Source organism: Oerskovia sp. Root918, assembly GCF_001428945.1.
Classification (GTDB): Bacteria; Actinomycetota; Actinomycetes; order Actinomycetales; family Cellulomonadaceae; genus Oerskovia; species Oerskovia enterophila.
Genome location: NZ_LMJG01000013.1, coordinates 509402 through 528438, shown reverse-complemented (window position 1 = coordinate 528438; position 19037 = coordinate 509402). Strand labels below are relative to the sequence as shown.

17 protein-coding genes are annotated in these 19037 nt (G+C 74.2%); 8 read left to right on the top strand and 9 right to left on the bottom strand.

Going from position 1 to position 19037, the window contains the following annotated elements; genetic code table 11:
* Positions 1 to 96: 96 nt before the first annotated feature.
* Positions 97 to 951, top strand: coding sequence for a siderophore-interacting protein (locus ASE27_RS13625; protein WP_235535439.1), 855 nt, complete (start codon positions 97 to 99; stop codon positions 949 to 951).
* A 183-nt stretch (positions 952 to 1134) separates the two neighbouring features.
* Here ASE27_RS13625 and ASE27_RS13620 read toward each other — a convergent pair whose 3' ends face one another.
* Positions 1135 to 1767 carry a YitT family protein gene (locus ASE27_RS13620; protein WP_082608933.1) on the bottom strand — a complete coding sequence of 211 codons (633 nt, stop codon included), beginning with the start codon at positions 1765 to 1767 and terminating at the stop codon, positions 1135 to 1137.
* Between the two features lie 139 nt (positions 1768 to 1906).
* Between ASE27_RS13620 and ASE27_RS13615 the strand changes: the two genes are divergently transcribed.
* On the top strand, positions 1907 to 3388 hold the full coding sequence (locus tag ASE27_RS13615; RefSeq protein ID WP_056651224.1) for a PLP-dependent aminotransferase family protein: 1482 nt from the start codon (positions 1907 to 1909) through the stop codon (positions 3386 to 3388).
* 181 nt (positions 3389 to 3569) lie between these two features.
* Positions 3570 to 4010, top strand: a complete 441-nt coding sequence (locus ASE27_RS13610; RefSeq protein WP_056651221.1) for a GNAT family N-acetyltransferase — start codon at positions 3570 to 3572, stop codon at positions 4008 to 4010.
* A 28-nt stretch (positions 4011 to 4038) separates the two neighbouring features.
* On the opposite strand, the gene ASE27_RS13605 is transcribed toward ASE27_RS13610, so the two are convergent.
* The 4 genes from ASE27_RS13605 to ASE27_RS13590 are packed head-to-tail and all read right to left on the bottom strand — an operon-like array spanning position 4039 to position 6216.
* Complete coding sequence (locus ASE27_RS13605) at positions 4039 to 4248, bottom strand: hypothetical protein (protein ID WP_056651218.1); 210 nt, start codon at positions 4246 to 4248, stop codon at positions 4039 to 4041.
* Complete coding sequence (locus ASE27_RS13600) at positions 4245 to 5330, bottom strand: quinone-dependent dihydroorotate dehydrogenase (protein ID WP_056651216.1); 1086 nt, start codon at positions 5328 to 5330, stop codon at positions 4245 to 4247. The genes ASE27_RS13605 and ASE27_RS13600 overlap by 4 nt, the downstream gene beginning before the upstream one ends.
* Positions 5327 to 5848, bottom strand: a complete 522-nt coding sequence (locus ASE27_RS13595; protein WP_369819016.1) for a hypothetical protein — start codon at positions 5846 to 5848, stop codon at positions 5327 to 5329. The genes ASE27_RS13600 and ASE27_RS13595 overlap by 4 nt, the downstream gene beginning before the upstream one ends.
* Before the next feature lie 11 nt (positions 5849 to 5859).
* Positions 5860 to 6216, bottom strand: a complete 357-nt coding sequence (locus ASE27_RS13590; RefSeq protein WP_056651213.1) for a hypothetical protein — start codon at positions 6214 to 6216, stop codon at positions 5860 to 5862.
* Positions 6217 to 6370: 154 nt separating this feature from the next.
* Between ASE27_RS13590 and ASE27_RS13585 the strand changes: the two genes are divergently transcribed.
* Positions 6371 to 7873, top strand: a complete 1503-nt coding sequence (locus ASE27_RS13585; protein WP_056651210.1) for a leucyl aminopeptidase — start codon at positions 6371 to 6373, stop codon at positions 7871 to 7873.
* Between the two features lie 96 nt (positions 7874 to 7969).
* Here ASE27_RS13585 and ASE27_RS13580 read toward each other — a convergent pair whose 3' ends face one another.
* Complete coding sequence (locus tag ASE27_RS13580; protein ID WP_056651207.1) at positions 7970 to 8320, bottom strand: hypothetical protein; 351 nt, start codon at positions 8318 to 8320, stop codon at positions 7970 to 7972.
* Between the two features lie 295 nt (positions 8321 to 8615).
* Here ASE27_RS13580 and lpdA point away from each other — a divergent pair, with 295 nt between their 5' ends.
* The 3 genes from lpdA to ASE27_RS13565 all read left to right on the top strand — a co-directional run bounded on the left by lpdA (position 8616) and on the right by ASE27_RS13565 (position 12870).
* Positions 8616 to 9998, top strand: coding sequence for a dihydrolipoyl dehydrogenase (lpdA, locus tag ASE27_RS13575; RefSeq protein WP_056651204.1), 1383 nt, complete (start codon positions 8616 to 8618; stop codon positions 9996 to 9998).
* A gap of 29 nt (positions 9999 to 10027) precedes the next feature.
* The gene (gene sucB / locus ASE27_RS13570; protein ID WP_056651203.1) at positions 10028 to 11824 is read left to right on the top strand and encodes a 2-oxoglutarate dehydrogenase, E2 component, dihydrolipoamide succinyltransferase; all 1797 of its coding nucleotides are present in this window, start codon (positions 10028 to 10030) and stop codon (positions 11822 to 11824) included.
* A gap of 155 nt (positions 11825 to 11979) precedes the next feature.
* Positions 11980 to 12870: a TIGR01777 family oxidoreductase gene (locus ASE27_RS13565; protein ID WP_056651200.1), complete on the top strand. Its 891-nt coding sequence runs from the start codon at positions 11980 to 11982 to the stop codon at positions 12868 to 12870.
* Positions 12871 to 12876: 6 nt separating this feature from the next.
* Here ASE27_RS13565 and ASE27_RS13560 read toward each other — a convergent pair whose 3' ends face one another.
* Together ASE27_RS13560 and ASE27_RS13550 are read right to left on the bottom strand one after the other, a co-directional pair.
* Entirely contained in the window at positions 12877 to 14508 is a 1632-nt protein-coding gene (locus tag ASE27_RS13560; RefSeq protein WP_157257618.1) for a hypothetical protein, read from the bottom strand.
* Positions 14509 to 14652: 144 nt separating this feature from the next.
* Positions 14653 to 15696 carry a Gfo/Idh/MocA family protein gene (locus tag ASE27_RS13550; protein ID WP_056651190.1) on the bottom strand — a complete coding sequence of 348 codons (1044 nt, stop codon included), beginning with the start codon at positions 15694 to 15696 and terminating at the stop codon, positions 14653 to 14655.
* A 111-nt stretch (positions 15697 to 15807) separates the two neighbouring features.
* On the opposite strand from ASE27_RS13550, the gene ASE27_RS13545 reads away from it, so the two are divergent.
* Positions 15808 to 16539, top strand: a complete 732-nt coding sequence (locus ASE27_RS13545) for an HNH endonuclease family protein (protein WP_056651186.1) — start codon at positions 15808 to 15810, stop codon at positions 16537 to 16539.
* A gap of 196 nt (positions 16540 to 16735) precedes the next feature.
* Here the strand turns inward: ASE27_RS13545 and ASE27_RS13540 are convergent, their stop codons facing one another.
* Positions 16736 to 19033, bottom strand: coding sequence for an MMPL family transporter (locus tag ASE27_RS13540; protein WP_082608909.1), 2298 nt, complete (start codon positions 19031 to 19033; stop codon positions 16736 to 16738).
* Between the last annotated feature and the right edge of the window lie 4 nt (positions 19034 to 19037).

Below are 19037 nucleotides of genomic sequence, written 5' to 3'. Positions count from 1 at the left end.
CCCCCGCCGGACCCCGCCGACCGGAGCGCGCCGGTTGGCCGGTGCGCGGTACACCCTGGCCCCACAGCACCCCCTCCCCCGACCTACGGTGTGAGGGTGTCCTCACCTTGCTTCCCGGCCCGCGTCGTCACGGCGACGCGCATCACGCCGCACATGGTCCGTGTCCATCTCGAGGCCGTCGGCGACTGGCGGTGGACGACCGACGGGCAGGGCGACGAGCGCATCGACCTCGCCTTCCCCGTCCCCGGCGAGACCGTCGCCGAGATCGACTTCTTCAACCAGGACGACTACGGCGTCGTGCCCGTCGAGGGCACCGAGCCCCCGTGGCGCCACTACACGGCCCGCCGCGTGCACGACGAGGGCCGGACGATCGTGGTCGACCTCGCGGTGCACGACGGCGGCCTCGCGTCCGACTGGGCCGTCCGCGCCGAGCCGGGCCACGTGCTCGGCGTGTTCGCGGGGGGCGACTCGCGCAGCTACTACGACGCCCCGGCCGACGCCGGCTGGCGCCTGCTCGTCGCCGACCCGACGGGGCTGCCGGGGCTGGGGCGGATCGTCGAGGAGCTCGCGCCGGGTGCCGTCGCGCACGCGGTCGTCGAGGTGCCCACGCTCGAGGACCGCCAGGAGCTCGAGACCCGGGGCGACGTGACCTATACCTGGCTCGTCACGGCCCAGGGCGCCCGCACGGGCGCCGCACTCGTCGAGGCCGTGCGCGACCTGCCCGTCCTGGAGACCCCGGGCTACGCGTGGGTCGCGTGCGAGAGCGCCGCGAGCCGCGACATCCGCCGCACCCTGCGCACCGCGTGGGGCATGCCGCGCGACCGGCACCAGGTCGTCGGGTACTGGACCGCGGGAGCGGTCAACGTGCGGGCCGACCGCGACGACGAGGACGCGCCACCGCACGACCACGACCACGAGCACGGCCACCCCGAGCCCGCCCACCAGCACTAGGCCCCGTCGGGCGCGCTGACGGCGTTCCGGCCACCTGACTGCCCGACGACGGAGCGCGCCCGCGCGCCCGGGTGCGCTCCGTCGTCGGGCTTCCCCTCGTGGGGGGACCCGTTGTCAGAAGTGCACCGGGGTATCCCCCGGTGCACTTCTGACAACTGATCGCGTAGCCGCGGCGAGCCGGACCTAGGCCGCGTGGGGCTCGGGCTCTCCCGGCACGTCCCCCAGGGCGACGTCCCCCGGGAGGTGCGCGACGCCGTCGAGCACCTCGACCGGCACGACCGCCGGACGCAGGTGCGGCGCGAGCCACCTCGCCGCGACCTGGACGACGGGGCCCACGCCCAGCGCGTAGAGGACCGTCGCCCACCCGAGCGTCCCGCCCAGCGCGAACCCGATCGCGACCACGAGGACCTCGATCGCGGTCTTGACGCGGCGCACGGGCCAGCCCGTGCGGGCGACCAGGCCCGTCATGAGGCCGTCGCGCGGGCCGGGGCCGAGTCGCGCACCGAGGTAGGCGGCGGTCGCGATCCCGTTGAGCACCACGCCCGCGACCGCGAGCGCCACCCGTCCGGCCGTCGTGGGCTCGGGGTCGATGCGCTCGAGCAGCAGCAGGAACGGGTCGAGGGTCGCGCCGATCACGACGATGTTGGCGATCGTGCCGATCCCTGGGCGTTGGCGCAGCGGGATCCACAGAAGCATGACCACGACGCTCGCGGCCACGACGACCACACCGAGCGGGAGCCCCGTGCGCAGCGCGACCCCCTGGTGGAAGACGTCCCACGGCATGGCGCCCATGCCCGAGTGGAGGAGCAGGGCCATGGTCAGCGAGAAGCCGAAGAGCCCGAGCACGAGCTGGACGGTGCGGCGGAGGGGGCCGAAGCCCTGGTTGATCGACACTCCCCCACTGTGAGGCACGAATGGACTGGTAATCCATAGCCAATTCGGCGAGAGTGGCCTCATGCCCACCTCGCTCGCCGCGCCCGCCCCCACGCTCCCCCCGGTGCACCGCCGACTCTCTGCACCCGCGCTCGGCGCACTCATCGCCGGGTGGCAGACCGAGGGGCCCGCGTACGTCGCGCTCGCCGACGCGGTCCGTGGCGCCGTCCTGTCCGGCACGGTCGCCCCGCACACGCGCCTGCCGAGCGAGCGCGACCTGGCCGGGGCCCTGGGCGTCTCGCGGACCACCACGGCCGCGGCGTACGCGGCGCTGCGCGAACGAGGGTTCGTCACGAGCCGCACGGGTGTCGGGACCGTCGCGGTCCTGCCGCGCCCCACGCGCCGCGCCCAGCCCCGCTGGTGCGGCGGTGACGCCCCGGTCCCCGTGGGCGTCGAGCCGCCCGACGACCTCGTCGACCTGGGCCAGGCCGCCCCCGCCGCCCCGCCCCAGCTCCACGCGGCCTACGGGCGGGCTCTCGAGGCCCTGCCCGACTACCTGTCCGGCCGCGGGTACGAGCCGCTGGGCCTGCAGCCTCTGCGCGAGGCGATCGCGCACCGGCTCACCGAGCGCGGCACCCCCACGACCCCCGACCAGGTCCTCGTCACCACGGGAGCCCAGCACGCGATCTCGACCATCGCGCAGTCGGTGCTCGGCCCGCGCGACCGGGTCGTGGTCCAGTCGCCCACCTACGCGCACGGCATCGAGGCCATGGTCGGGCGCGGGGCGCGCGTCGTCGGCTTCCCGGTGGGCGCGGGGCTGCCGGGCGACGGTCCGGGCTTCGACGTCGCACTGTTCGAGTCGACGGTCCGCGCGGCCACGCCACGGCTCGCCTACCTGATCCCGGACTTCCACAACCCCACGGGGTACAGCCTCACGCCCGACGAGCGCGCCGAGGTCCGCCGTATCGCGCTGCGCCACCGCGTGACCGTGATCGGCGACGAGACGCTCACCGACATCGTGCTCGACGGGCCCGCGCCCGAGCCGCTCGCGGGCGACGGGTCGGCGACGAGCCACCTGCTCACCGTGGGCTCGGCGTCCAAGACCTTCTGGGGCGGCCTGCGCGTGGGGTGGGTCAGGGCGCACCCCGACGTCGTCGCGCACCTCGCCCGGACCCGCGCGGCGAGCGACATCGCGACCTCCGTCCTCGAGCAGCTCGCGGTGACCGAGCTGCTCGCCCGGCGCGAGGAGGTCCTCGCCGAGCGGCTTCCCCTGCTGCGGTCCCAGCGGGACCTGCTGCGCTCGGCCGTCACGGCCGCGGTGCCGTCGTGGCGCGTGGCGTCACCCGCGGGCGGCCTGTCGCTGTGGATCGACCTGGGGCGCCCGCTCGCGCACGCCCTGACCGCGGCGGCGGCCGTGCGCGGCGTGGTGATCAACCCGGGTCCGTCCCTCACGCCCGACGGCGGAGCCTCCTCGCGTGTCCGTCTCACCTTCGCGCCGGACGCCGAGGCGATCGGACGGGCCGTGCCCCGGCTGGCGGCCGCGTGGGAGCACGTCGCGGGGTAGGCGGGGTGGAGCCGGCAGGACGGGGTCTCGGTGCCCGGGCCTCGGTGCCGAGCATGCGGTTGTCGTCGCGAGTCGCCTCCTGCGCGACGACAACCGCATGCTCGACCAGCGGCAACCGCATGCTCGGCGGGACCGGGGAAGGCTCGGGCGCCGCCTCGTGCGCGGCCGCTAGGGTGACCCGATGCCGACCGCCGCGACCTTCTGCGCCCCGACCGACCTCGACCGCGGGTCTGCCGAGTACCTCGGGCTCCTCGAGTCGGCCAGCGGCCATACCGGCGCCGCGTTGCAGAGCCTCGCGGCCGAGGTGCAGGACCACCTGACGACGGTCGTCGCGCTCGTCGACGGCCGACTGGTGGGCCTCGCGGCGTACGAGACGGGCCGCACGAGCACGGTCCTGCGCTACCTCGCGGTCGAGGGCACCCGCAGGGAGGACGGGCTCGGTCGCGCGCTCGTGTCGGCGGTGCAGGCCGCCGCGCCGGATGCGCCGGTGGTCGCCGAGACGGACGACGACGCCGTCGGCTTCTACCGTCGGACCGGCTTCGCCGTCACGGCGTTGCCGCGCGATCCGCGCCGGCCCGACGTCCAGCGATACAGGTGCATTCTCGCTGCCGCCGGGCGCTGACCTCGACGGGCATGTCCCGGAGCGCGGCTCACGCCGTGCGCAGCTCCACGGTGGCCGTCGCCTGGGCGCCGTCGTTCAGGAGGCGCGCCGCGGCCGCTCCCTGTGCCGCGAGGTCGCGCCAGCTCTCGCCGAGCCACTGCTCGGCGTCGAACTGGTTGGTGAACGCCGGGCTGACGGGTGTCGTGAGCGCGCGCCCGTCCGCGTCGTCGAGCTCCCACACCCACTGGGGTCGGATCATCGTGCGCCTCCACCTCGGGTTCCTCGGACCGCGTCGCGGACCAGGGACCGGTTGATGCTCGCGGCCCAGAACGGGCCGTTGTAGATCATGCCGGTGTAACCCTGCACGAGGTCGGCACCGGCCGCCAGGTAGGCGCGCGCGTCGTCGGCCGTCGAGATGCCGCCCACGCCGACGATCGCGACGTCCGGGCCGAGCCGGCCGCGGAGGCGAGCGACGACGTCGAGCCCGCGCTCGAGCAGCGGGGGCCCCGAGAGCCCACCGGGGCCCAGGTCGTGCCCGATCGTCGTGTTGACCGCGATGACGCCGTCGAGGCCCAGCTCGAGCGCGAGGTCGGCGACCGCGTCGACGTCCTCGTCCGCGAGGTCCGGGGCGATCTTGACGAGCAGCGGGATGCGGCGCGCCCCGGCGGCACGCGTCGCGTCGTCGGCCGCCTCGCGGACGGCCTGGAGGATGGGTCGCAGCGCCTCGGTCGACTGCAGGTCGCGCAGGCCCGGGGTGTTGGGCGAGGACACGTTGACGACCAGGTAGTCGGCGTGGGGCGCGAGGAGCGCGGCGCTCGTCGCGTAGTCGCCCGCGGCGTCCTCGGCCGGGGTGACCTTGGTCTTGCCGATGTTCGCGCCGATCATGACGGCCCGCCCGGACGCCGAGCGCCGCAGGGACTCGAGACGCTGGGCCGCGGCCGCCGCGCCCTCGTTGTTGAAGCCCATCCGGTTGCGGATGCCGCGCAGCGACAGCTCGCGCCACATGCGCGGCTTCTCGTTGCCGGGCTGCGCGTGCGCGGTCACGGTGCCGATCTCGATGAACGCGAAGCCCAGCATGGTCAGGCCGCGGATCGCCTTGGCGTTCTTGTCGAACCCGCCCGCGAGACCGAACGGCGCGGGGAACGAGCGGCCGAGCGCCTGGACGCTGCCGGGGCCGTTCGTGCCGCGACCCAGGTAGGGGGCCGCGGCCCCCTGGATCACGTCGCCCACGACGGGCGTGCGTCCCGCGAGGGAGATGACCGGGAACACCACCTCGTGCGCCTTCTCGGGGTCCATGTGCCTGAAGACGCCGTTGAAGAGGAGGGAGTACAGCCGGCTCATGCGGGATCCTTCGGTTCGGTGGTGGAGTTCTGGGGCGGGCGCGTGCGCCACAGCCAGGTGAGGCCCACGACCGGCAGGACCAGCGGCACGAACCCGTACCCGATCCCGAAGTCGGACCACACCGTGGGCTCGGGGAACGCGACCGGGTCCAGCAGGGACCACGCGCCGACGGCGAGCACGCCCACGAGCTCGACGCTCACCGCGGTCCAGGCGACGGTCCGCGAGGTGCGCGACCCGCGCGCGAGCGCGACGGTCGCGACGATGTACACCACGGCCGCGAGCGCCGACAGGACGTACGCGACAGGCGCCTCGTGCCAGTCGCGCAGGAGCTGGACGGAGGCGCGTGCGGTCGCGGCGACCGCGAAGATCCCGTAGACGAGGACCAGGACGCGGCCGAAGCCGCTGCCCGTGGTGCGCGGCGTGTCCGGGGAGCGGGTGGTCCGGGACGGCCCCGGGCCCGACGACGTCGCCGGGGTCGCGGGGTCGGGTGCGGTCTCGGGGTTCTCGGGGTGCGTCACGCCATCTCTCCTCAGGCGGTCCAGATCTGCCACAAGCGCCACTCGAGGAACGCGACCGTGATCGCGGCGACCGCGAGCACGACCGAGCTCCAGCGGGTGCGTTCGGCGAACGCCCACACGGCGGCGACGGGCAGGATGAACAGGGCGGTGATCAGGTAGCCCCAGAGCTTCACGGGGTCGCTCGCCGTGCTCCCGGTCGCGGCGAGGACGCCCGCGACGATCATCTGCACGACGATCACGCCCTCGATGACGGCACCGCCCCACAGCTGCTTGAGGATCACGGCGCGGTCGCGGGCGACGAACCACCCTGCCCAACCGGTGAGGGCCGCGCACAGCGCGACGGCGAGGAGGACGAGGGGGAGGACCACGACGCCGAGCCTACCGGCGAGCGGCCCACGGGCAGGAATCGCCCGTCCGCCCTCGCCCCGCACGGCGCGCCCCGCCCGGCTCGTCGGGGCGCGCTCGTCGGGGCGTGCTCGTCCCGCCGGTGGCCCGCGGCCTGGCAGCGGCTAGCATCGAGGCGTGGCTGAACTCACTCTCTCCAGCAAGAACCCGACCGGCGTGAAGGTCGACGCGCTCGTCGTCGGGACCCAGACGACGTCAGACGGCGTGGCCGTCGTGGGGGACGACCTCCCCCGCGACGTCGTCGCCGAGCTCGAGGCCCTCGCTCCGGCGCTGGGCATCACGGGCGCGCGCGACGAGGTCCGCACGGTGCCCGCGGGCGCCCACCTCAAGGCGGGCGTGCTCGTCCTGACCGGCCTCGGCGCCCGGGACGGCTCGGGCTCGTTCCCGGCCGAGACCCTGCGTCGCGCGGCCGGCGCGGCCGTCCGCGAGCTGACCGGGGCGTCGTCCGTCGCGGTCGCGCTGCCCGCGGCCGACGAGGCCGAGGTCGCGGCGATCGCCGAGGGCGCGCTCCTCGGGGCGTACTCGTTCACGCGCTACCGGGACACGGCGGGCGCCGCCGCCTCGACCAAGCCTGCCAGCGGCGTCTCGACGATCGAGGTCCTCACCTCGCTCGCCCGCGGGGCCAAGGCCAAGGCCGCGGTCGAGCGTGCCGCGACGATCGCCGCGGCGGTCCACGCGACGCGCGACCTGGTCAACACCGCCCCGAACGACCTGTTCCCCGCGGCCTTCGCCGACATCGCCAAGGCCGCGGCCAAGGGCACGGGCGTCAAGGTGACCGTGCTCGACGAGAAGGCCCTCGCGGCCGGCGGCTACGGCGGCATCCTCGCCGTCGGGCAGGGGTCCTCGCGCGGCCCGCGCCTCGTGAAGGTCTCCTACTCCCCCTCGCGCCCGCACGCCAAGGTCGCGCTCGTGGGCAAGGGCATCACGTTCGACTCGGGCGGCATCTCGATCAAGCCCGCCAAGGGCATGGAGGCCATGAAGTCGGACATGGCCGGTGCGGCTGCCGTCCTGCACACCGTGCTCGCGGCCTCGAGGCTCGGCCTGCCGGTCGCCGTGACGGGGTGGCTCTGCCTCGCGGAGAACATGCCGTCCGGCACGGCCCAGCGCCCCTCGGACGTCATCACGATCCGTGGCGGCAAGACCGTGGAGGTCCTCAACACCGACGCCGAGGGCCGCCTGGTCATGGCCGACGGCCTGGTCGCCGCGATCGAGGAGAACCCGGACGTCGTGCTCGACGTCGCGACGCTCACCGGGGCTCAGATGGTCGCGCTCGGTACCCGCGTCTCGGCCGTCATGGGCACCGAGTCCGTCCGCAGCGAGGTCGTCGCCGCGGCAGAGTCCGCAGGCGAGCAGTTCTGGCCCATGCCCCTGCCCGAGGAGCTCGCCGCCTCCATGAAGTCGAAGGTCGCGGACATCGCGAACATCGGCGACCGTTTCGGCGGCATGCTCGTGGCAGGCCTGTTCCTGCAGGAGTTCGTCGGGTCCACGCCGTGGGCACACCTGGACATCGCGGGCCCCTCGTTCAACGAGGGCTCGGCGTTCGGCTACACGCCGGTCGGCGGCACGGGGGTCGCGGTGCGCACCCTCGTCGAGCTGCTCGAGGCCCGCGCCGCGAAGTAGGCCTTCCGGTGCACGACAGGGCGGGCACGACCTCGAGGTCGTGCCCGCCCTGTCGTGCACCGGGGGCCGGTTGGGCAAGAGGCCCGCTCGGAGCGCTCAGCGCCGTCGTTGCTTGGAGTTCCAGTCGCGCATGCGCTGCGGGTAGCCCGTGAAGTTCACGTCGTAGACCGGCAGCTCGAGCTGCTCGGCGAGCTTGCGCGCGGTCCTGGCGTCGGGGACCCGGCGCCGCGTCCACTCCCCCGTGGTCGCGATCAGCATCAGGGTCGTGGGCGTGTCGTTCGTGGGCGGCTCGATGTACGCCTCGACCCCGACCCGGGTGCGCGCGAACTCGGCCAGGTGCTCGACCGTCGCCCGTCGCTGGTCGGCGGCGGACGGCGAGCCGGCGCCGCCCGACGACGCGGGACCGTTCGCGGGCTTGCGGGAGAAGAGCTGGGACAGCCTGGACATGGAGGCAGAGTACTTGCTCCGCCTGGAGCGGGCCTGAGATCGCCCGCCCTCCGGTCCGTGTCGTGGTCGGGCGGGGTCGCCCGCGCCGGCCGGTGCGCTCAGCCGGCTCGCGCGGCGAACCATCGAGAGACCGGGCACCCGACGGCGTGCCCGGGCCCTGGCTGTTCCCTGCCTCACCTGTCTTGAGCATCACACCGCCGACCGTGCGTTCCGATTGGGGTACGGGTGCCCAAAGTGCCAAGATGTCACAAGAACTTTGCTCTCCCTCTTTTCGTATGCCCCTAAGGAGCTGCACGTGGCCGAGACCGGCACACCTTTCGACGTCGTCGTCCTGGGCGGAGGCAGCGGCGGTTACGCCACGGCGCTGCGCGCCGCCGAGCTCGGCCTCAACGTCGCCCTTGTCGAGGCGCACAAGCTCGGCGGGACCTGCCTGCACAACGGCTGCATCCCCACGAAGGCCCTGCTGCACGCGGCCGAGCTCGCCGACAACGCCCGCGAGGGCAGCGCGTACGGCGTCCTGAGCCAGCTGCAGGGCATCGACATGAACGGCGTGAACTCGTACAAGGACGGCGTCATCGCCGGGCTGTACAAGGGCCTGCAGGGCCTGATCAAGTCGCGCAAGATCACGGTGATCGAGGGCCACGGCACGCTCGTCGCCGCGGACACGGTCGAGGTCGCGGGCCAGCGCTACACGGGCAAGAACGTCGTGCTCGCCACGGGCTCCTACGCCCGCTCGCTCCCGGGCCTCGAGATCGGCGGCCGGGTCATCACCTCCGACCAGGCGCTGAACCTGGACTACGTGCCCAAGAGCGCGATCGTCCTGGGCGGCGGCGTGATCGGCGTCGAGTTCGCGAGCGTCTGGAAGTCGTTCGGCGCCGACGTGCAGATCATCGAGGCGCTCCCGCACCTCGTCCCCAACGAGGACGAGTCGCTGTCGAAGGCCCTCGAGCGCGCGTTCCGCAAGCGCAGCATCGGCTTCACGCTGGGCGACCGGTTCTCGGGCGTGACCCAGGACGACTCGGGCGTGCACGTGACCCTCGAGTCCGGCAAGACGTTCGACGCGGACCTCCTCCTGGTCGCCGTCGGCCGCGGTCCCCGCACCGCGGACCTGGGCTACGAGGCGCAGGGCATCACCATGGACCGCGGCTTCGTGATCGTCGACGAGCGCCTCCACACGGGCGTCGGCAACATCTACGCGGCCGGCGACATCGTCCCCGGGCTCCAGCTCGCGCACCGCGGGTTCGCCCAGGGCATCTTCGTGGCCGAGCAGATCGCGGGCCTGAACCCGACGCCGATCGTCGAGTCGGGCATCCCCCGCGTGACGTACTGCGAGCCCGAGGTCGCCTCGGTCGGCCTGACCGAGGCCAAGGCCAAGGAGCTGCACGGCGCCGACGGCGTCGAGACGCTCGAGTACAACCTTGCCGGCAACGGCAAGAGCAAGATCCTCGGGACCACGGGCTTCGTCAAGCTCGTCCGCCAGAAGGACGGCCCCGTCGTCGGCGTGCACATGGTCGGCGCCCGCGTCGGCGAGCTCATCGGCGAAGGCCAGCTCATCGTGAACTGGGAGGCGTACCCCGAGGACGTCGCCGCCCTGGTCCACGCGCACCCCACGCAGAACGAGGCTCTCGGAGAGGCCCACCTGGCCCTCGCCGGCAAGCCGCTGCACGCCCACAACTGACCCAACGATCGAAGGAGACCCGAGAGGTCATGTCTGACAACGTGCAGATGCCCGCACTGGGCGAGTCCGTCACCGAGGGAACCGTCACCCGCTGGCTCAAGGCCGTCGGCGAGAGCGTCGAGATCGACGAGCCCCTGCTCGAGGTCTCGACCGACAAGGTCGACACCGAGATCCCCTCGCCGTTCGCCGGCGTGCTCGAGCAGATCCTCGTCCAGGAGGACGAGACCGTCGAGGTCGGCACCGACCTCGCCGTGATCGGTACCGGCGCGGACGCAGCCCCCGCTGCCCCCGAGGCGCCGGCCGCTCCCGCCGCTGAGGCCCCGGCACCGGCCGCTGCTCCCGCAGCTCCTGAGGCGCCCGCCGCCGAGGCTCCGGCCCCGGCAGCCCCCGCCGCAGAGGCGCCTGCCACCGAGGCGCCCGCCGCCTCGGGCGGCGAGGAGATCAAGCTCCCCGCGCTCGGCGAGTCCGTGACCGAGGGCACCGTGACCCGCTGGCTCAAGGCCGTCGGCGAGACCGTCGAGATCGACGAGCCCCTGCTCGAGGTCTCGACCGACAAGGTCGACACCGAGGTCCCGTCCCCCGTGGCCGGTACCGTCCAGCAGATCCTCGTCCAGGAGGACGAGACGGTCGAGGTCGGCACCGTGCTCGCGATCGTCGGCTCGGGCGCCGCGGCTCCCGCACCGGCCGCAGCAGCACCGGCACCCGCCGCTGCGCCCGCTCCGGCTCCCGCCCCCGCGGCACCTGCAGCGCCGGCACCGGCTCCTGCCCCTGCTCCGGCACCGGCCGCTACCCCCGCCCCGGCTCCGGCTCCCGCCGCAGCCCCGGCCCCCGCCGCTGCAGCCCCGGCCGCTCCGGCGGCCCCGGCCTCGCGTGCCACCTCGGGCGCCACCGGTGGCTCCTACCTGACCCCGCTCGTGCGCAAGCTCGCCGCGGAGAAGGGTGTCGACGTCGCGTCCCTCACGGGCACGGGCGTCGGTGGCCGCATCCGCAAGGAGGACGTCCTCGAGGCGGCCGCCAAGGCGGAGGCTGCCAAGGCGACTCCTGCACCTGCCGCTGCTGCGCCGTCGGGCACCGCGCCCAAGGCCCCCAGCGTCCCGGCCGTCTCGCCGCTGCGCGGGACCACCGAGAAGATGTCGCGCCTGCGCAAGCTCGTCGCGACGCGCATGGTCGAGGCCCTGCAGACCCAGGCCCAGCTCACCACGGTGGTCGAGGTCGACGTGACCAAGGTCGCCAAGCTGCGCGCCAAGGCCAAGAACGACTTCAAGGCTCGCGAGGGCGCCAACCTCACGTTCCTGCCGTTCTTCACGCTCGCCGCGGTCGAGGCCCTCAAGGCCTACCCGAAGATCAACGCGAGCATCGACGGCGACTCGGTCGTCTACCACCCGCAGGAGAACGTCGGCATCGCGGTCGACACCGAGCGCGGCCTGGTCGTGCCGGTCATCAAGGACGCCGGTGACCTCAACCTCGCCGGGATCGCCCGCAAGATCGCCGACCTCGCCGGCCGCACCCGCATCAACAAGATCGGGCCGGACGAGCTGGGCGGCGCGACGTTCACGATCACGAACACCGGTTCCGGTGGCGCCCTGATCGACACGCCCATCGTCCCCGGCGGCCAGGTCGCGATCCTGGGCACGGGCACGATCGTCAAGCGTCCGGTCGTCGTGACCGACGCAGACGGCAACGAGTCGATCGCGATCCGTTCGATGAGCTACATCTTCCTGTCCTACGACCACCGCCTGGTCGACGGCGCGGATGCAGCCCGCTTCCTGGGTGCGATCAAGAGCCGCATCGAGGAGGGCGCCTTCGAGTCCGAGGTCGGTCTCTGACCCTCGGAGCTCGCTGAGCCCACCACGACGGCGGCCCCTCGACCCTCACGGGTCGGGGGGCCGTCGTCGTGCTCGGGGGCCCCGGGCACCGGACACGCCGGACGGCGCGTGGCCCGAGCAGCGCAGGCAGGCCGCACGGGCCGTACCGTGGTCGCATGGACATCGTCGTGGCCGGCTCGCACGGTCTGATCGGGACCGAGCTGCTCGAACGTCTGCGCGAGCGCGGGGACACCGTGCGCCGCCTGGTGCGCCGTCCTCCCCAGGCCGCGCACGAGGTCTTCTGGGACCCCGACGAGGACGCGCTGGACCCGCAAGCGCTCGAGGGCGCGGACGCCGTGGTCAACTTCGCGGGCGCGGGGGTCGGCGACCACCGGTGGACGACCGAGTACAAGCGCACCATCCTCGAGTCCCGGACCCGGACCGCAGGACTGCTCGCGCGTACGCTCGCGCACCTCGACGCTCCCCCGCCCGTGCTCCTGCAGGGCACCGCGGTGGGCTACTACGGGGACCGGGGTGCGGAGGTCCTGACCGAGACCTCGGGCCCGGGCACGACGTTCCTCGCGCGCGTCGTCACCGAGTGGGAGGCCGCCACGGCCCCCGCGCAGGACGCGGGGGTGCGTGTGGCGCACCTGCGCACGGGGATCGTCCTGTCCCCCGACGGCGGCGCCCTCGCGCGCATGCTGCCCCTGCTGCGGCTCGGCGTCGGGGGGAGGCTCGGGAGCGGCACCCAGTACTGGAGCTGGATCACGCTGCGCGACCACGTGTCGGCCGTGCTGCACCTGCTCGACGCCGACGTGCGCGGCCCCGTGAACCTCACGGGTCCCGCTCCGGCGACGAACGCCGAGGTCACGCGCGCGCTCGCCCAGGCGCTGCACCGACCCGCGGCGCTGCCCGTGCCGTCCGTGGCGCTCAAGGTGGTCCTGGGCGAGTTCGCGTCCGACGTCCTGGGGTCGCAGCGCGCCCTGCCGCGCGTCCTGGAGGCGAGCGGCTTCACGTTCGAGCACGACGACCTGGAGTCGGCCGCCCGATGGGTCACGAGCGGCTGAGCGCCCTCACCCGACCTCCCCGACGCGCCACGCGCCGTCCGTCCAGCGCAGCGTGAGCACCGCGACCTCGGGCTCCTCAGCAGGGACCTCGATCACCGTGCCGTCCGCGGCGCGCTGGGTGTGGGCGCCCACGACGTAGGTCACCTCGACGCTCGCCTGGTCCGGGCTGCCAGCGTCCGCGCTCACCGCGTCCAGCCCGCCGGTGGCGATGTTCCGGGCGTCGAGGACCTCGGCTCGGGCGCCCTCGACGACGACACCCGTGTCGGCGATACGCTCGAGCAGCTCGGCGTCGGCCTGCTCCGCGGGTGAGCCCGGCACCACGACCTCGGCCATGGCCCGGTCTCCCGCCAGCAGCTCGACCCTGCGCTCGGTGAGCTCGACCGTCGCGGCGAGCGGGTCGTCGTGGTGACGCGTCGGGTCGGCGCCCGTGGCGTCCTGGCCGTTCGTGCGGGGTCCGGCGAGCACAGGGTCCCGGGCGCCGGACGTGTCCCCGGCCCAGGACCGCAGAGCCAGGCCCCCTCCCGCGAGTGCCGCGCAGACCGTGAGCACGAGCACGACGACGAGGGCGGGATGGCGTTGCCCGCGCGACCGGCCACCGCCTCCCCGGCGGCCGCTGCGGCCGTCGGGTCCACGCGCGGTCGAAACGGCCCGACCGGCAGTTTCACCACCGCGACGGGGCCGCTCGGGGGCCCTCGCCCGCGACGCGGCACGGGTGGCCAGCGCGGGTGCTCCGCCGTCGCGGGCGCGCGCCGGACGGACGACCGCACCGCCGGCCCCGGCCCCGTCCCGCGACGGAAGGCCGGAAGCGTCCCCGCCGCCCGCTCGGCCCGCAGCCGGTCCTCGGGGGCTCGAACGTTCCGCGATGGCCGCGGCCGCGAGGCGCGCGGGGTCCGGGAGGACGAGTGGAAGAGGCGGGGCGGCCTCGTAGCAGAGCGCCGCGAAGGTCCCGGCCTCGGGGCGCCCGCGGGGGTCGGCGCGCTGGGCGGCGGCGAGCTCGGCGTGCAGTGCGGCGAGCGCCGCCTCGTCGTTCCCTTCCCCCGGCCCGACGGCGCCGCGAACGCCCGCGTGCAGCGTCGCGGGGGGCGGCACGAGCCCTGTGACGAGCGCGGCGAGCGCCCGGACGTCCTCCGCGGGGCTCGCGGTCGAGACCACGAGCGGTGCGCGCAGCACCGCACGGCCGTCGGGACCGACCGTCACGTCCCTCCGGCTGAGCGCGCCGTACGTCTGGCCGGCGTGGTGGAGCGCGGCGAGCGCCTGCGCGAGCGGGACCACGAGCGTCGCCGCCTCGCCGGCGCTCAAGGGTCCACGGCACCTCAGGAGAAGGTCCAGCCCGGTCCCGTGGGGACGTCGGGTCAGGACCCCGAGGTGCCCCGGGTCCCCCTCGACGACCTCGTCGATCGCGGCGAGGTGCTCGTGGTCGAGCGCGCGCAGCACGCCGAGGCGTTCGACGACCAGGGCGCGCTCGCGGTGCTCGGCGGGCACGGGCACGAGCGTCAGGTCGTCCTGTTGCCCGGCACGGTCGACGACGACCCACGCCTGATCGTCGGCGCCGTCGCCCGGCGCGTCCCGCGACGTCGCTCGGTCGGCGATCCTCCAGCCGCGGCTCACGAGCTGTTCAGCAAGGGTGGGAGGGAGCACCGGGCCGTCCGGTTCGCTCCGCCTCCCCGGTCGCCGGGGCCGTGACTCGCGGACGGGGCGTGCACTCGACATGCCCCCATCCCACCAGGGCGGAGCGGGCGTCCCGGCTTGTCCACAGGCCGGGCGTGTGCGCCGGCCTCGGGCTCAGACGTCGAGGCGGCGCCCGCTGCGCGCGCTCTCGCGCGCGACGTCCAGCACGTGTGCCGTCCGCACGGAGTCGGCCGGGTCGACGGGCGCCGGCCCGCCCGCGAGCCACGCGGCCACCGCGCGGTAGAAGTCGGCGTGCCCCCCAGGGGCACGCGGCACGGGCGTCCGCTCGCGTCCGCGGGTGATCCACCCCTCCGTGCCCTCGGGAGCCGCGTCGTCGAAGACCTCGAAGGGGGAGGCGTCGTTCTCGAACGTGGTCACGACGTACGCGCCCGCGGTGCCGAGGACGCGCGTGCGCGGGCCGGGCGCACCCACGACCGAGGCCGCCCAGAGTCGGCTGACGACCTCCCGGCCCTGGCGGCCCTCGTGGTGGAGGGTCAGGAAGACGTCGTCCTCGGTCGGGGTCGTCAGGGAGCGCAGCTCGGCGTAGACCGAGCGGACGGGTCCGAAGAGCTGGGTCGCGGAGTCCACGAGGTGCGGGCCGAGGTCGAGCAGGAGCCCGCCCCCGACGGGGTCGTTCTCCTTCCAGCGCTGCTGCGGCACGGGTCGCCACCGCTCCCACCGGCGCTCGAACGTGTGCACCTCGCCGAGCTCGCCCGACGCCAGGACGGACTCGAGCGTGAGCTGCTCGGGGTCCCACCGCCGGTTCTGGAAGACCGTGAAGGGGGTCCCCGCAGCAGCCGCGACCGCGACCACCTCGGCCGCCTGCGTGCCGTCGAGCGCGATGGGCTTGTCGAGCACGAACGGGACGCCGGCCGCGGAGACCTGCGCGGCGTGCTCGGCATGGAGCGCCGACGGGCTCGCGACGACCACCACGTCGTAGGTGCCCCGGTCCGCCAGCAGACCGGCGAGGTCGTCGTGCAGGTGCACCCCCGGCCAGTCCTGCTCGGCCTCGGCGCGACGTCCCGGGTCGCGCGCGACCACCGCGGTGACCTGGAGCCCCGCCTCGCGCGCGAGGCGGGCGTGGATGCCTCGGCCCGCGCCGCCGTACCCGACCAGCCCGACGCGCGCGACCTGTTCCTGCGTGCTGCTTCCGCTCATGGCGACCAATCTAGCGGCCGTCCCGGAGCACTCCCGAAGACTGGCAGAATGTACCGAATCCTCCTGGAACTGTCGTTCTCGGCATGTGCCCGAGTTCGGGAAGGTCGTCCGTTGAGCACCAAGAGCTCGAAGAGCCAGAAGAGTCACAAGAGTGCGCGCCTGCGCCGCGCCGTACGCATCACCCTCATCGCCCTGGCGCTGGGCGTCGTCATCGCCAACGCCGTGAACCAGCAGACGATCGAGGCCCACGAGGCGCCCGCCTCGGGGACCGCGCTCGCGGCCCTCGCGACGCTCGACGTCAAGGGGCCCGCGGCCTCGACCGGGTACGAGCGCGAGAACTTCGGCTCGGCATGGGCGGACGTGGACGGCAACGGGTGCGACACGCGCAACGACATCCTCGCGCGCGACCTCACCGATCTCACGTACTCGACGCGCGACAAGGCGTGCGAGATCCGGACGGGCACGTTCGACGACCCGTACACGGGCGAGGTCATCAGCTTCGTGCGCGGCAACAAGACCAGTGCGGCGGTCCAGATCGACCACGTGATCCCGCTCATGGACGCCTGGCGCAAGGGCGCACAGTCGTGGGACGCGCAGACGCGCCTGCGCTTCGCGAACGACCCGCTCAACCTGCTCGCGTCGGACGGCTCGGCGAACCAGTCGAAGGGGGCACGCGACGCATCGGCCTGGCTGCCGCCCAACAACGCGTTCCGCTGCACGTACGTCGCCCGCCAGATCGCGGTCAAGGTGACCTACGACCTGTGGGTGACCCCCGCCGAGCACGACGCCATGGCCACGGTCCTGGACGGCTGTCCGTCGGAGCCCCTGCCCGTCGCCTCCTGAGTCCTCAGATCGCGCGGCCCGTCGTGCTCCTCTGGACGCGCCGCCGCTGGGCGCACCGCCGCTCGGCGCGCCGCCCCTGGGCGCCCGATCGACGCCCCGATCGACGTCCCGCTCGACGTCCCAGGCACCGCCCACGTCTCCCGAGCGGGTCCCGGGCGAGCCGCCTGACGCGAGGCGGCCCGTCCGGGCCCGCGGCTCAGGGCGCGGCGCGGCGGAGCGAGCCCGGCCACCACACGACGCGTCCGACGTCGTGCACGAGGGCCGGGACGAGCAGGCTCCTGACGATCAGGGTGTCCACCAGGACACCGAACGCGACGATGAACGCGAGCTGGGCCAGGAAGAGCAGCGGGATCACCCCGAGCGCAGCGAAGGTCGCGGCCAGGACGACTCCCGCCGACGTGATGACCGAGCCCGTGACGGCGAGCGCCCGCAGAGTTCCGCGACGCGTGCCGATGATCCCGGACTCCTCCCGGACTCTCGTCATGAGGAAGATCGAGTAGTCGACGCCCAGCGCGACGAGGAAGCAGAACGCGTAGAGCGGGACGGTGGGGTCGGCGCCGGGGAAGTCGAGCACGTGGTTGAACACCAGGGCCGCGACGCCCAGGGCCGCTCCGAACGAGAGCACGTTGGCCGCCATGAGCAGGACGGGCGCGAGGATCGAGCGCAGGAGCAGCATCAGGATCAGGAGGATCACGACGAGCACGACCGGGACGATGACCCGCAGGTCGTGGTCGCCCGCGATCTGGGTGTCGAGCCGCTCGGCGCTCGCCCCGCCCACGAGGGCCTCGGGCGAGACCTCGTGCACCGCGTCGCGCAGCGCGGCGACGGTCTGGGTCGCGGCGTTGGTGTCGCTCGGGTCCTCGGTCACGACGTCGACGCGGACGTCACCGTCGACCACGAGGGGCGGGCCCTGCGCGGGGGCTCCCGGCGCCCCGCCCGTGCCGGCCTCGGTCACCGCGGCGGCCGACGCGACGCCGTCCGTCGCGGTCGCGGCCTGCAGCACGGCGTCGAGGTCCTCCTGGGGGGCGATCACGATCGCGGGCTGGACGCCCACTCCCCCGAAGTGCTCCTCGAGCGCCTGCTCCCCGTCGACCGAGTCGACCTGGGTGAGGAAGACGTCGGAGTCGCTCGTGCCCTCGGCCTGGAACGTGGGGACGAACGCCGCGCACCCCGCGAGCACGAGTGCCGTGACGATCCACACCGCCCGGTCGCGGCGCCCCACGAAGCTCGCGACGCGGGACCAGATCCCGTGCCCCGCGACGTGCACCTCGACGTCGTGGCTCGCGGCGAGCGCGAGGTCGCGCGCGCCCTCACCGGAAGCCGGCGTGCTCGGGTCCACGGCCACCGGCGCGGGGGCCGCACCCTCGTCCGCTGCGGCGGGGTCGTAGGTGGGCTTCTGCGGCCAGAAGATCCCGCGCGAACGCCTGCCACCGAGCACGAGCAGCGCAGGCAGGAGCGTCAGTGCGGCCAGGAAGGCCGCCGCGATGCCGATCGCCCCGACGGGGCCGAGGCTCCGGTTGGACCCGAGGTCGGACAGCAGGAGGCACAGCAGGCCCGCGATGACGGTCCCGGCCGAGGCCGCGACGGGCTCGATCGAGGCGCGCAGGGCCCGGCGGACCGCGGTGTACGGGCTCTCCACGACGCGCAGCTCCTCGCGGTAGCGGGCCACGACGAGCAGCGAGTAGTCGACCGCGGCGCCCACGACCAGGATCGACAGGATGCCCTGCGCCTGGCCGTTGAGCGTGAGCGTGCCGTTGTCGGCCAGGAGGTAGACGACCAGGCCGGCGAGGCACAGCGCGAAGACCGCGGTGAGGATCACGATGAAGGGCAGGATCGGCGAGCGGTAGACGATCGCGAGGATGATGAGCACGGCACCGAGCGCGACGAGCAGCAGGACCGTGTCGATCCCGCCGAACGCGTTGACCAGGTCGGCGACGAACCCGGCGGGCCCGGTGACCCAGGTCTGCAGGCCCGAGTCGGCGAGGGCGGTCTCGAGCTCGGCGCGCACCTCGGCCACCACGACGTTGTTGACGCGCTCGTCGTCGGCCATGAGGTTCGAGGCCTGCGACGCGTCGAGCGAGGCGACGATCATGGCCGCCTCCCCGTCCTGCGAGGGCACGACGACGGGGTCCCCCGTGAGCGCGTCCCCGACGGTCTGAGGGTCGTCGGGTCCGGCGCCGGGCAAGGGCAGGCCGGGCAGGTCCGCAGCGACGTCCTGGAGGAGCTGGAGCTGCTCGGGCGTGACCGCTCCCCCGGCGGTCGGCACCGCGACGACGAGCGCGGGCAGGCTCTCGTCGGACACGAACGCCTGCGCCTTCTCGGCGGCTCGGGTCGACTCGGCGCTCGAGGGCAGGAAGGCCGCGGAGTCGTTGGTCTGGACCGTGCTGAGCTTGCCCTGCGCCTGCCCCCCGATCGCGCCGATGGCCAGCCAGACACCGAGTACTGCGACAATGACCAGGCCTCGGAGCACACCACTCCAGCGATTACTCAGCATGCTG